This is a genomic window from Nocardia sp. NPDC058176, assembly GCF_042883805.1.
In the GTDB taxonomy this organism is placed as follows: domain Bacteria; phylum Actinomycetota; class Actinomycetes; order Mycobacteriales; family Mycobacteriaceae; genus Nocardia.
Genome location: NZ_JBHVVA010000008.1, coordinates 1 through 11,851, shown reverse-complemented (window position 1 = coordinate 11,851; position 11,851 = coordinate 1). Strand labels below are relative to the sequence as shown.

Below are 11,851 nucleotides of genomic sequence, written 5' to 3'. Positions count from 1 at the left end.
CGCGGCTGATCGGCGCCTGCGCTGATCGCTACGCGCGATACTCGGTGACCGCGTCGACGATGCGCGTCAGCTGGGCTTCGCTCAGCATCGGCCACAGCGGCAACCGCACGATGGTGGCCGAGAAGTTCGCCGCGCGCGTGCACGGCACGGGGGTGCGGCCGTACTTGAGCCCGGCCGGGCTCGAATCCAGCGGAATGTAGTGGAACGGCGCGACGATCCCGCGTCCGGCCAGATGTGCGATGATGCCGTCGCGGCTGTCCTCGGTGGGCATGCGCAGGAAGAACAGGTGCGCGGTGTGCCCGCTGTCGGCGGGAATCGTCATCGGCCGCACATCGTTGCGGGCCGCCCACTCCGGGAGCGCGGTCGCGTAGGTGTTCCACACGCGGTGCCGGTTGGCCTGGATGGTGTCGAACTCGGCCAGCTGCGCGTCGAGCACGGCCGCGTTGAGTTCGCTGGGCAGATAGCTCGAGCCGATGTCCTGCCAGGAGTACTTGTCGACCTGACCGCGCAGGAAGCGGGCGCGGTCGGTGCCCTTCTCCCGCATGATCTCCGCGCGGCCCATCAGGATCTCGTCGGCGAGCAGCAGCGCCCCACCCTCGCCGCAGTGCACGTTCTTGGTGTCGTGGAAACTCTGGGTGCCCAGCGTGCCGATCGTGCCGAGTTTGCGGCCGCGCCAGGTGCCGCCGAGGCCGTGCGCGTTGTCCTCGATGATCGCCAGCCCGTGCGCGCCCGCCAGGTCCAGCAGCGGTGCCATGTCGGCGGCGACACCGCCGTAGTGCATGACCACGATCGCCTTGGTGCGGTCGGTGACCGCGGCCGCGGCGGCGACGGGGTCGATGTTGCCGGTGGTGTCGTCGATGTCGACGAACACACACGTCGACCCGCGCAGCGCCATCGCGGTGGCCGCCGAGGTGAACGCGAAACTCGGGACGATCACCTCGTCATCGGGACCGAGTTCGAGCAGCAACGCGCCCAGTTCCAGCGCGTGCGTGCACGAGGTGGTCAGCAGCGCGTGGTCGGCACCGGTAATTGCTTTGATCCTGGCGGTCGCCGCCTTGGTGAACCGGCCGTCGCCGTGGCTGTGGTCGGAATCGAGGACGGCGAGCAGATTGTCGCGTTCGGCCGCGGCACGGAACGGCCTGCTGAAGATGATCCGGTCGGTCACCGGCGGTGACTCATCTCGGAACCGACGTCGACGCCGTGCTGCGCGGCGAGGGCCGCGGTGACGTCCGGTCGCGGCGTCGGGGTGTCGACGGTCAGGTACAGCGGTTTGCCGACCAGGACGTGCAGCGCCACCCCGAGATACTCCGCGATCAGGCCGAGCGAGAACAGCGTCGCACCCGAGCACAACAGCAGGACGACGATGATCGACGCCCAGCCCTCGGGGTTGCCATGGTCGCGCGTCAGCGCCGACGCGATGACCACCGCGGCCATGATCACCCCGGCCAGCGCGAGGGTGATGCCCAGCATGCTCACCAGGCGCAGACCCCGGGTGCCGCTGCACAGCACCATCTTCCAGAACAGCGAGAACAGGCGGCGGTAGTTGTAGCCGGACTCCTCGCGGCCCTCCGCGCGCAACGTCACCGGAACCGAGACGGTATTGCCGACCACCCAGGTCAGCGCCACATCCAGGTACACGCCGTTGGCGGCGACCTCGGCCAGCTGACGACCGATGTCGCCGCGGATCAACCGGAAACTCTCGAACCGCGTCGAATCGGGGAACGCGAACACCGTCGCCAGCACCACTTTCGCGCCGCGCGAGGTGACATTGCGGAGCAGCCCGTGCGGCCGGGTGTTGGACGGCTTGGAGTAGACCAGGTCCGCGCGCGAGGCCAGCGCCGCGTCGAGGAAATCGCCGATGAAGGCCGGGTCGTGCTGGCCGTCCTCGTCCATCGTGACGATCCAGTCGCCCCGCGCGGCCGCCATGCCAGCGATCGTCGCCGCGTCCTGACCGTAGTTGCGGCTCAACCAGACCGCGCGCACCTGCGGGTAGCTGTTCGCGAGTTCCTGCAGCACCACATCGGAGCGGTCCGGCCCGTTGTCGTGGACGAGGATGATCTCCTCGACTGCGAACCGGGTGCCTCCGGTGGAGGTGCTCGGGCCGGTCAGCCGATCCAGTTCGGCGACCAGCGCCGCGATCGTCTCCTCGCCCCGGTACACCGGGACGACCACCGACACCGAATGCACCGGTCGCGCGCGGTGGCGCTCGGGCGCCCCCGCGTGCAGCACAACGCTCGGACGGGACGCACGCGCTGAGGGAATCGGCATCGTCGGCTTTCGGTATGTGTCACTAGCGCCAGCAGTGTTGCGAGACTTTAACACTGTGGCGCGCCGAGATCTGCTAAGTGACCGGTGATACGTGACGGTGTCGACACGCGGGCCGCTACCGGTAGGGTCTCGTGCTCATGGTGGAAACCACGATTCCGCCCCGTCGGACGGTGGACCGATGGGGCTCGAGCACCACGGCAGCGGGTCCGGTCTTCCCCGGCCGCGGTGTCTCCCGGATCTACCTGTCCCACGGCTCCCGGATTCGGTGGACGGCCCCGGCCACTGGGCTGCTCTCGTTCACCCGATGGTTGCTGTTCGCCGACGACATCGCCGTGGTGGGCACGCGATGACGGCAGGTGCGACGGCCCGCGACGGTGTCCTGGAGACGCCGGGCCCGCTGCTGCGAATCGTGAAGCGCCAGGAGCTGGCGTTCGCGATCGTCGGCGGGTTCAACACCGCGCTCGGCATGGCGCTGACCCTGCTGTGGCTGACGATCCTCGGGGACGGCAGGCCCGGCCTCGCGGTGGTCGCCGCCTACGCGGTGAGCATGGTGGTGGCCTTCGTCGGGCACCGCACCCTGGTGTTCCGGGTGCGCGGGCGGGTACTGCGCGATTTCCTCGCCTTCTGCGGGGTGAACGCGGGCGGCCTCGTCCTCAATGTGGTGCTGGTGGAGCTCGCCGTGACCGGGCTCGGCTTCCCCGCGGCCCCGGCGTCGATGGTGGTGATGGGCCTGGTCGCGGTGCTGAGCTTCTTCGGGCACCGCTACATCTCCTTCCGCAGGCGACCGGCTACCGGCGATGCCACGACGGCGGGGTAGGTTGATCGCCATGGCGCACGAATCCACCCTGGACGCAACCCTGCTGAGCCTGCTGGCCTGCCCGCAGGACAAGGGCCCGCTGCAGCTGGTCCGCACCGAATCCGGCGCGAGTGTTCTCTACAACCCGCGCCTGCGCCGCGCCTACCCGGTGGACAACGGCATCCCCGTGCTGCTGATCGACGAGGCCCGCGAGGTCGCCGACACCGAGCACGAGTTCTTCACCGCGCAGTCCTGACCGGGGCGGTCAGACCGGGTCGATATCGCCGGTGAGATAACGCTGCACCGACGGCCCGACCGCGGCGACCACCGAATCGAGTGGCATCGAGGCGATCGGCTCGAGCTCGATCACCTTGCGTGTGATGAGCAGGCCCATCATCTGCGCGGCGACCAGTGACATGCGCGCGCGGCCGTCGTCGGCGTCGGTGGCGATCCGCGCGCGCACCCGCTCGAGCACCACTTCGAGCAGGAACGAGCGCACCAGGTTCGGTTCACCGGCGAGCATGCTGCGCACCATGGCCACGACGCCGGGCCCCGCCGAGGAGTCCCACACCGTCACCACCGCGCGCACCACCGTTTCGCCGAGCCGTTCCACCGGCGCCGCGTCGATGGTGCGCAGCGTGAGTTCTGGGTCGACGGGCAGCGCGACCACCGCGGCGAACAGTTGCTGTTTGGTGCCGAAGTAGTGGTGCACGAGGGCAGGGTCCACCTCGGCGTCGGCGGCCACCGCGCGGATCGAGGTGCTGGCGAATCCGGCGCTCGCGAAGCGGGTCCGCGCGGCCTCCAGGATCGCGGTCCTGGTGTCGGTGTTACCCGGCCTGCGGCCGGTGCGCCGGGACCGTGGTGCGTCCGAACCGGATTCGTCGCCGCTCATCTCGTGCTGTCCTCCATCCGTCGAGTCATCTCATCATGGAGTACGCCGGTTCAGCGTGGCCGCGCCGAGGCACAGGGCGACGACGGCGAACCCGGCCACGACCGCGAGATCACGCCACATCGCGGCCGTCGGCTCCGCGTGCACCGAGACCTGCTGCAGCGCGTCGACCGCGTAGCTCAGCGGCAGCACGTTGCTGATCGCCTCCAGCCAGTTCGGCAGCTGGTCGCGCGGCACGAGCAGCCCGCACAGGAAGATCTGCGGCGCCACGATCACCGGCATGAACTGCACCGCCTGGAACTCGGTGCGCGCGAACGCGCTCGCCAGCAGACCGAGCGCCACCCCGCACACCGCGTCGACCATGGCGATCAGCATCACCCAGCCCGGGTTGCCGGCGGCCGTCAGCCCGAGCAGGCCGAAGGAGACCAGGCAGGCCACCGCGGCCTGGGCCGCGGCGGCGAGGGAGAACGCGCTGCCGTACCCGGCGAGCAGATCGAGCTTGCTCAACGGCGTGGTGAGCAGCCGTTCGAGGGTGCCCGAGGTGCGTTCGCGCTGCATCGCGATGGCGGTGATCAGGAACATCACGATGAACGGCAGGATGCCGAGCATGGTGATGCCGACCCGGTCGAACATCGTCAACGGGGTGTGCGGCGCGCGCGGCGCGTCCTGATAGATGAAGTACAGCAACGTCATCAGGATCGCGGGCACCACCAGGATCATGGCGACGGTGCGATGGTCGTTGCGCAACTGGCGCAGGATCCGGCCGGTCGTGGCGGCGTAGGGCCGCAGGGTGACGCTCATCGGAGCTCTCCATCGGTGATCAGGCTGAGGAAGGCGGTCTCGAGGTTCTGCTCGCCGGTGCGCTCGCGCAGCTCGGCCGGGCTGAGCTGGGCCAGCAGCGCGCCCTCGCGCATCAGCAGCAGGCGGTCGCAGTGTTCGGCCTCGTCCATCACATGGCTCGACACGAGCAGCGTCGTTCCCGCCGCGGCCAAGTCGTGGAACTGCTGCCACAACTCGACCCGCAGGACCGGATCGAGCCCGACGGTCGGTTCGTCGAGGACGAGCACCTCGGGCTTGCCGACCAGCGCGCACGCCAGCGACGCCCTGGTCTTCTGCCCGCCGGAGAGCTGATCGCCCAGCTGGCCCGCGTGATCGGTCAAACCCACTGCGGCGATGGCGGATTCGACATCGCCGCGAGTCCGGCCGTACAGCGCGGCGTAGTAGGCGACGTTGTCGCGCACGCTGATGTCGGCGTAGATGCTCGGCGCCTGGGTCACGTAGCCGACGCGCCGGCGCAGCGCGGCACTGCCCGCCGCGTCGCCGAGCACGGTGACCGTGCCCGATTCGACCAGCTGGGTGCCGACGATGCTGCGCATCAGGGTGGTCTTGCCGCAGCCCGATGGGCCGAGCAGTCCGGTGATCGAGCCGCGCGGGATCTCCAGGGTCAGACCGTGCAGGACGCGGCGTCTTCCGCGGCGCACGGTCAGATCGGTGACCTCGACGGCGGGTGGTTCGGGAGCGGTGTGCGACATGGGCCGCCTCAATTCATCGAGTGTTGAATTCACTACGTGATGAATTTAGCGCGGCCTGGTCGCCGTGACAAGGTCAGTGCGCGTGTCGCGGCGGTGTCGCGGCCTCCTGACCTGGCTCGACGACCACGAACTGGCCCATCATTCCCCGGTCCTCGTGCCAGAGCAGGTGGCAGTGATACATGTACGGCGTCGTCGGATCCGCGGGTCCGTCGAAACGCAGCGCCAGGGTCGCGGTGGTGCCCGGCGCCAGGAAGATCGTGTCCTTCGGACCGGCCAGATCCGGGGTCGGCGGCGCGCCCGCGTAGTCGAGCACCCGGAACTGCACGTCGTGGACGTGGAAGTTGTGCGGCATGCCGTCGGAGTTGCGCACCACCCACTTCTCGGTGGTACCGCGGGTGACGGTGGCGTCGATGCGGTCCATCGCCATCTCGGTGTCGTTGATCTTGGCGAAAGTGAGATCGAAGTGGCGTTCGGTCACCGCGTCCGAGCCGTCGGGCGTCGAGGGTGCGACCAGGGTGGCAGGCAGGTCGGGAGAGGGTCGCAGGGTCTCGGCGGCCCTGAGCTCGAGGATGTCGAAGGTGTCGTCGCCGCCCGCGAACCGGTTCCCCCAGAAGTCGAGTCCGGCGTCGAGGCGCTCGCCGCGCAGGATGGTGCGTTCGCCCGCGCGCATCCGGACCACGATCTCGGCGCGCTCGCCGGGGGACAGGCGCACCCGGTCGAGGGTGGCCGGGCGCTCGAGCAGTCCGCCATCGGTGCCGATCAGCGCGAACGGGCGGGCGTCGTCGAAGGCGAAGGTGAAGGTGCGCGCGGTCGCGGCATTGAGCAGCCGCAGCCGCACCAGCTCGTCGCCGACCTCCTGATACGGCCCGATGGTGCCGTTGACCATCGTGTTGTCGCCGAGAAAGCCCACGTCGCGCATGATCGCGCGGGTGCCGTCGAGTTGCTGTCCGCGCATTCGCAGGTCCTGCACGATCACCGGCAGATCGTCGACGCCGTAGTCGTGCGGCAGTGGGAGTGCTCCGGCGAGGTCGTCGTCGATCCAGAACATGCCCGCCAGTCCGCGCCGGACGTGGTCCTCGGTCGCGCCGTGTGGATGCGGGTGGTACCAGAGTGTCGAAGCCGGTTGCGCCACTGTCCATTCCGGTGTCCAGGTGGCCCCGGCCTCGGCCATCTGATGCGGCCCGCCGTCCATCTTCGCGGGCAGGTGCATGCCGTGCCAGTGCACGCTGGAGGCTTCGGGCAGCGTGTTGCGGACCTGGACCCGCACCCGCTCGCCGTTCGCGGCCCGTAGCGTCGGGCCGAGGTAGGTACCGTTGAACCCCCAGGTGTCGGTCGGTCGACCCGGCTCGAATTCCGTTGTCCCCGATTGCATGTCGAGTGTGAACACCCTGGTTCCGTCGGCGTCGACGGTGGAATCGGCCAGCGGCGGGATGGCCAGCGGCCGGGTGAATTCCGTGGTGCCGACGGTGGAGATGTCGGCCGTGGTCCAGAGCCAGGCCGTACCGCCCCCGACCGCGAGCACGAAGGTGAGAGCGAGGGCCGCGGCGCCGAGGAGCAGGCGGCGGAATCGAGCGGGGTGTGCCATGCACCGACGGTAGGGATTCGGGGTGTCGGCCCACATCGGGAAGCGTCCCCATATCGACCCCCAGTCGCACCCTGATCGAGAACCCGCGCGGCGGTGGAATAAACAAATCTAACAGTCGTTCAAGTTTATGTTCGGTTCGCTCACCTCAGGAAGGGTCGTTTCGTGGCCAACCCGTATCGAGAGCTGTTCGCCGCCCGCGGCGCAGTCGCCTTCACCGCCGCCGGTTTCGTCGCCAGAGTGGGGATGCCGATGGTCGGCATCGGCTTGATCACCATGCTGTCGCAGCTGCGCGGCGACTACCTGCTCGCCGGCGCGGTGTCGGCCTGTTTCACCCTGTCCATGGCCCTGCTCGGGCCGCGGATATCGCGACTGGTCGACCGCCGGGGTCAGAGCCGTATCCTGTTGCCCGCCACCGGGATCAGCGTCATCGCGCTCGGCGCCCTGCTGCTGGCCGCCGGCTACGGCGCACCCGCCTGGCTGCTGTTCGTCCTCGCAATACCGTCGGGCTGCATCCCGAGCATGTCCGCGCTGATCCGGGCCCGCTGGACCGAGATCTTCGCCGGCTCGCCCCGGCTGCACACCGCCTTCTCGTTCGAATCGGTCCTCGACGAGATGACCTTCGTCTTCGGCCCCGCCCTCTCGGTCGCCCTGTGCACGACCCTGTTCCCGCAGGCCGGACCGCTGGTCGCGGCGGTGCTGCTGGTGCTCGGCGGTGTGCTGGTCACCGCGCAGCGGGGGACCGAACCCGCGGTCCGGGTCGCGGGCGGCAGCGGCGCGAAGGTGGGATCGCCGTCGATGATCGTGCTGGTGCTCGCGCTCGTCGCGGGCGGCACCATCGTCGGCACCATCGACGTGGTCAGTGTCGCCTTCGCCGAACGGCAGGGCAGTCCCGCCGCCGCGGGCATCGTGGTGTCGGTCTACGCGCTCGGTTCCGCCGTCGCCGGGCTCGTGTTCGGCACACTCGACCTCCGGATTCCGCTGCCGCGACTGCTGCTGCTCGGCGTCACCGGCACCGCGGTCACCACGCTGCCGCTGGTGCTGGTCTCCAGCATCGCGGGGCTGGCCGCCGCTGTGTTCGTCGCCGGTGTGTTCTTCGCGCCGACGATGATCGTGATCATGACCCTGGTCGAGAAATGCGTCCCGGCCACCGCCTTGACCGAGGGCATGACCTGGGCCATCACCGGCCTGAACATCGGTATCGCGGCGGGCGCGGCCGGCACCGGGCTGGTCGTGGACCTGTTCGGTGTCGGAGCGGGCAGCTACGTCGCGCTCGGCGCGGGCCTGTGCGTGGTGACGATCGTCGGGATCGGCTACCCGGTGCTCGGCAACGCGGTCGCCGAACCCGTCGACGCGCCCTCGCTATAGTCGGTCCGATTCGGTCGAACGAGGAGGAAACCGCTGGACGAGGCAACCACCGACGGGCGACTCCGCAAGGGCAGGCAACGTCAGCAAGAGCTCATCGAGGCCACCTTGCGCGTCGTCGCCCGCGACGGCGTCGCGGGCGTCAGTCACCGGGCCGTCGCCAAGGAAGCCGGTCAGCCCTACACCTCGGCCGCCTACTACTTCAGCAGCATCCACGAATTGCTCACCGCCGCGCTCACCGGCTCCATGGACGCCGACGCCGCGGTGATTCGCCAGGTCACCGACACCGCGGACACCGACGGCCGCCGCGACCTCGCCGAACTCCTCGCCTCGGTCGTCCGCGATCCGGGTCGCCTGCTCGCCGAGTTCGAACTGTTCCTCCTCGCCGCCAAGGACACCGGCCTGCGCCCCGCCACCGACCGCTGGCTGGCCGCCCTGGCCGACTTCGCCCGCCGCTACACCGACGACCCCGTCCGCGTCCGGGTCTTCGTCGGTGCGGTCGACGGCCTGCTCGTACAATCCCTCCTCACCGAAAACCCGCCAGGACCAGACGAGTTCGACGCCATGCTGCGAGTTCTGCTGCCCGAGTAACTCGGCGCCGGACTGCCGGGTTGCCGAACGGCTGGGTCGCCGGACCGACGGTGTCGCCGGACCTCCGGGGTCGCTGGATAGTCGGGTCGCCGGTCGCCGGTCCGACGCGGGTTGCCGGATGGCTGGGTCGGGGTGTCGGTGTCGCCGGACCGCCAGGGTTGCCGGACCGCCGGGGTCGCCGGGATCGCTGGGTCGCCGGGACGGTTGGATCGCCGTGGTGCCGGGTCAGCTGCGGCACAGCATAGTGGGATCCGTCCTCGGTCTCCGCTCCTGAGCATCCTCATCCCCGAGGTCGTGCGGGCATGCCGGACAATGGCGGTCGTGTCCGCACAGGAACTCGCCGTCGACCCGGTTGCCGCCGCGCGGCGGTTGCTCGGCGCGACGCTGTCATCGGGGCCGGTGGCGTTGCGCATCGTGGAGGTCGAGGCATATGGCAGCGATCGCACCGGACCGTGGCCGGATCCGGCCGCACATTCCTGGCCGGGACCGACGGCGCGCAATGCGGTGATGTTCGGGCCATCGGGACGGCTGTACGTCTACCGCTCGTACGGCATCCACCTGTGCGTGAACGTGACCGCCGGGTACGACGGTGTCGCCACCGCGGTCCTGGTGCGCGCGGGGGAGGTGGTGGCGGGCATCGACCTCGCCCGGGACCGCCGACCCGCCGCCCGCACCGATGCCGATCTCGCCCGTGGCCCGGGCAATGTCGGCAGTGCGCTCGGCATCTCGCTGTCCGACTACGGCACCGAACTGTTCGACCCCTTCGCCGCGGTCCGCCTCGACTTGGGCTCACCGATCCCGCGAGCGGAGATCTCGGCGGGACCCCGGGTCGGCGTGCGCCTGGCCGCCGAGGTGCCGTGGCGATTCTGGCTCCCGGACTCACCCGCCGTCTCCGTCTATCGGCGCAGTCCGCGCGCGCCGTCCGTCGATTCGCTACGCGGCCGTTGAACCGCAGGTTTTCGCCGCCTCTTGTCTGGACTGACGACCCCTCATCGACTGACGACCTCTCACCACGTGTCATGGGCTGAATTCCCGCTCGCCCTGCGCTCCGCACGAACACGCCCCGACCTGCGGTGTGCGCGGCGCGGCGGGTACGGAAAGATGGTGCGACGTGAGCGGTGACATCTTCGACGAACTGACCTGGCGCGGCCTGATCGCGCAGTCCACCGACCTGGACCAGCTGCGCGCGGCCGCCGCCGCTGCGCCGCTGACCCTCTATGCCGGTTTCGACCCCACCGCGGCGAGTCTGCACGCCGGTCACCTGGTCCCGTTGCTCGCGCTCAAGCGATTCCAGCGCGCGGGCCATCGCCCGATCGTGCTCGCCGGCGGCGCCACCGGCCTCATCGGTGACCCGCGTGACGTGGGCGAACGCACCATGAACTCCACCGACACCGTCGCCGACTGGGCCCAGCGCATCCGCGGCCAGCTCGAACGCTTCGTCGACCTCGACGATTCGCCGACCGGCGCGCTGATCGTGAACAACATGGACTGGACCGGGTCGCTGTCGACCGTCGACTTCCTGCGCGATGTCGGCAAGCACTTCTCGGTCAACGTCATGCTGGCCCGCGACACCGTCAAACGGCGCCTCGAGGGCGAGGGCATCTCCTACACCGAGTTCAGCTACATGCTGCTGCAGGCCAACGACTACCTGCAGCTGCGCCGCGAGCACGGCTGCACACTGCAGGTCGGTGGCTCCGACCAGTGGGGCAACATCATCGCCGGTGTGGAACTGAACCGGCGCGTCGACGGCGCGCACGTGCACGCGCTCACCGTCCCGCTGGTGACCTCGGCCGACGGCAAGAAGTTCGGCAAGTCCACCGGCGGCGGCAGCCTCTGGCTCGACCCCGAACTGACCAGCCCCTACGCCTGGTACCAGTACTTCGTGAACACCGCCGACGCCGATGTCGTCCGGTACCTGCGCTGGTTCACCTTCCTGTCCAGGGAGGAACTCGACGCGCTCGAGCAGGCGACCGCCGAACGTCCGTTCGCCCGCGAAGCACAGAAGCGCCTCGCCGCCGAGATGACCACGCTGGTGCACGGTGAGGCCGAGACCCGCGCGGTGGAACTGGCCAGCCAGGCCCTGTTCGGTCGCGGTGACCTGCGTGAACTCCCCGAGTCCACGCTCGGCGCCGCCCTGCGCGAGACCGCGATCGACGGCAAGGTGGCCGAGGTGGTGCCCGGCGAACCGAGCACGATCGTCGACCTGCTCGTCGCGGCCGGCCTGTGCGAGAGCAGGGGAGCGGCGCGGCGCGCGGTCAACGAGGGCGGTGCCTCGGTGAACAACGAGCGCGTCAGCGATATCGAGTGGACCCCGTCCGATGCCGACTACCTGCACGGACAGTGGCTGGTGCTGCGCCGTGGCAAGAAGAACATGGCGGGCGTGCGCCGGATAGCCTGAGATCGTCGCGGAGGCCTGAGTCACATCCGTGTGATTCAGGCCGTCGCAACGCTCGGAGCCGACCCGCTGACCTGCGCAGATGCGCTGCCATCCAGGCGATTTGACGCGGCGTTATCCGGCGCGTAACTTATTGGAAGTCAGAGCGACACGGACACCAACCCGGAGCCGAGACGCTGGTCCTGAGGGGCTGGCGGGGCAAGGGAAACGCGGTAGGACGGGGTGCGCCTGGCAGTGCCTGCACTGTGACCGACGACATGTTTGACATCGTCTGGAAGCAGGGTTAGGCTGGAACAGTTGCCCAGCGGAAGATCCGGACCAGATCCGGTGCTCTGCTGGTGCGTGTGTTCTTTGAGAACTCAATAGTGTGTCGATGAATGTCAGTGCCAATAATTATTATTGGTTCCAGCCTTCGCGTACCCCCCGGTCGTGG

Annotated in this window: 13 protein-coding genes; 7 read left to right on the top strand and 6 right to left on the bottom strand. The window is 69.4% G+C overall.

The annotated features are described in order from the left end of the window. Positions 1-28: 28 nt before the first annotated feature. Positions 29-1,165 carry a dTDP-4-amino-4,6-dideoxygalactose transaminase gene (rffA, locus tag ACFVVM_RS29760; protein WP_387625090.1) on the bottom strand — a complete coding sequence of 379 codons (1,137 nt, stop codon included), beginning with the start codon at positions 1,163-1,165 and terminating at the stop codon, positions 29-31. Beyond that, entirely contained in the window at positions 1,162-2,187 is a 1,026-nt protein-coding gene (locus ACFVVM_RS29755) for a glycosyltransferase (protein WP_387625446.1), read from the bottom strand. Before ACFVVM_RS29755 ends, rffA begins: the two co-directional genes overlap by 4 nt. Positions 2,188-2,405: 218 nt before the next feature. Here ACFVVM_RS29755 and ACFVVM_RS29750 point away from each other — a divergent pair, with 218 nt between their 5' ends. From ACFVVM_RS29750 to ACFVVM_RS29740, 3 genes are read left to right on the top strand one after another with little or no spacing between them, the layout of a single operon-like run. Then, complete coding sequence (locus tag ACFVVM_RS29750; RefSeq protein WP_387625088.1) at positions 2,406-2,618, top strand: hypothetical protein; 213 nt, start codon at positions 2,406-2,408, stop codon at positions 2,616-2,618. After that, positions 2,615-3,085, top strand: a complete 471-nt coding sequence (locus ACFVVM_RS29745) for a GtrA family protein (RefSeq protein ID WP_387625086.1) — start codon at positions 2,615-2,617, stop codon at positions 3,083-3,085. The genes ACFVVM_RS29750 and ACFVVM_RS29745 overlap by 4 nt, the downstream gene beginning before the upstream one ends. A gap of 10 nt (positions 3,086-3,095) precedes the next feature. Further along, positions 3,096-3,320 (top strand): Trm112 family protein, encoded by a 225-nt coding sequence (locus tag ACFVVM_RS29740; protein WP_387625084.1) that lies wholly within the window; start codon positions 3,096-3,098, stop codon positions 3,318-3,320. A 9-nt stretch (positions 3,321-3,329) separates the two neighbouring features. Here ACFVVM_RS29740 and ACFVVM_RS29735 read toward each other — a convergent pair whose 3' ends face one another. The 4 genes from ACFVVM_RS29735 to ACFVVM_RS29720 all read right to left on the bottom strand — a co-directional run bounded on the left by ACFVVM_RS29735 (position 3,330) and on the right by ACFVVM_RS29720 (position 7,070). After that, entirely contained in the window at positions 3,330-3,956 is a 627-nt protein-coding gene (locus tag ACFVVM_RS29735) for a TetR family transcriptional regulator (protein ID WP_387625082.1), read from the bottom strand. A gap of 33 nt (positions 3,957-3,989) precedes the next feature. Continuing rightward, positions 3,990-4,754, bottom strand: coding sequence for an ABC transporter permease (locus ACFVVM_RS29730; RefSeq protein WP_387625080.1), 765 nt, complete (start codon positions 4,752-4,754; stop codon positions 3,990-3,992). After that, complete coding sequence (locus tag ACFVVM_RS29725) at positions 4,751-5,485, bottom strand: ABC transporter ATP-binding protein (RefSeq protein WP_387625078.1); 735 nt, start codon at positions 5,483-5,485, stop codon at positions 4,751-4,753. Before ACFVVM_RS29725 ends, ACFVVM_RS29730 begins: the two co-directional genes overlap by 4 nt. A 73-nt stretch (positions 5,486-5,558) precedes the next feature. Further along, positions 5,559-7,070, bottom strand: a complete 1,512-nt coding sequence (locus tag ACFVVM_RS29720; RefSeq protein ID WP_387625076.1) for a multicopper oxidase family protein — start codon at positions 7,068-7,070, stop codon at positions 5,559-5,561. Positions 7,071-7,232: 162 nt separating this feature from the next. Between ACFVVM_RS29720 and ACFVVM_RS29715 the strand changes: the two genes are divergently transcribed. From ACFVVM_RS29715 to tyrS, 4 genes are all read left to right on the top strand, one after another. Next, positions 7,233-8,435, top strand: coding sequence for an MFS transporter (locus tag ACFVVM_RS29715; RefSeq protein ID WP_387625074.1), 1,203 nt, complete (start codon positions 7,233-7,235; stop codon positions 8,433-8,435). Positions 8,436-8,468: 33 nt separating this feature from the next. Beyond that, the gene (locus ACFVVM_RS29710; protein WP_387625444.1) at positions 8,469-9,023 is read left to right on the top strand and encodes a TetR/AcrR family transcriptional regulator; all 555 of its coding nucleotides are present in this window, start codon (positions 8,469-8,471) and stop codon (positions 9,021-9,023) included. A 312-nt stretch (positions 9,024-9,335) separates the two neighbouring features. Further along, positions 9,336-9,971, top strand: coding sequence for a DNA-3-methyladenine glycosylase (locus tag ACFVVM_RS29705; protein WP_387625072.1), 636 nt, complete (start codon positions 9,336-9,338; stop codon positions 9,969-9,971). A gap of 163 nt (positions 9,972-10,134) precedes the next feature. Next, positions 10,135-11,421 carry a tyrosine--tRNA ligase gene (gene tyrS / locus ACFVVM_RS29700; protein ID WP_387625070.1) on the top strand — a complete coding sequence of 429 codons (1,287 nt, stop codon included), beginning with the start codon at positions 10,135-10,137 and terminating at the stop codon, positions 11,419-11,421. Positions 11,422-11,851: the final 430 nt, after the last annotated feature.

Excerpts from the sequence above, each read along its gene's own strand:
- ACFVVM_RS29750 (WP_387625088.1), top strand. The coding sequence starts at position 2,406 with ATGGTGGAAACCACGATTCCGCCCCGTCGGACGGTGGACCGATGGGGC.
- ACFVVM_RS29745 (WP_387625086.1), top strand. The coding sequence starts at position 2,615 with ATGACGGCAGGTGCGACGGCCCGCGACGGTGTCCTGGAGACGCCGGGC.
- ACFVVM_RS29740 (WP_387625084.1), top strand. The coding sequence starts at position 3,096 with ATGGCGCACGAATCCACCCTGGACGCAACCCTGCTGAGCCTGCTGGCC.
- ACFVVM_RS29735 (WP_387625082.1), bottom strand. The coding sequence starts at position 3,956 with ATGAGCGGCGACGAATCCGGTTCGGACGCACCACGGTCCCGGCGCACC.
- ACFVVM_RS29730 (WP_387625080.1), bottom strand. The coding sequence starts at position 4,754 with ATGAGCGTCACCCTGCGGCCCTACGCCGCCACGACCGGCCGGATCCTG.
- ACFVVM_RS29725 (WP_387625078.1), bottom strand. The coding sequence starts at position 5,485 with ATGTCGCACACCGCTCCCGAACCACCCGCCGTCGAGGTCACCGATCTG.
- ACFVVM_RS29720 (WP_387625076.1), bottom strand. The coding sequence starts at position 7,070 with ATGGCACACCCCGCTCGATTCCGCCGCCTGCTCCTCGGCGCCGCGGCC.
- ACFVVM_RS29705 (WP_387625072.1), top strand. The coding sequence starts at position 9,336 with ATGGCGGTCGTGTCCGCACAGGAACTCGCCGTCGACCCGGTTGCCGCC.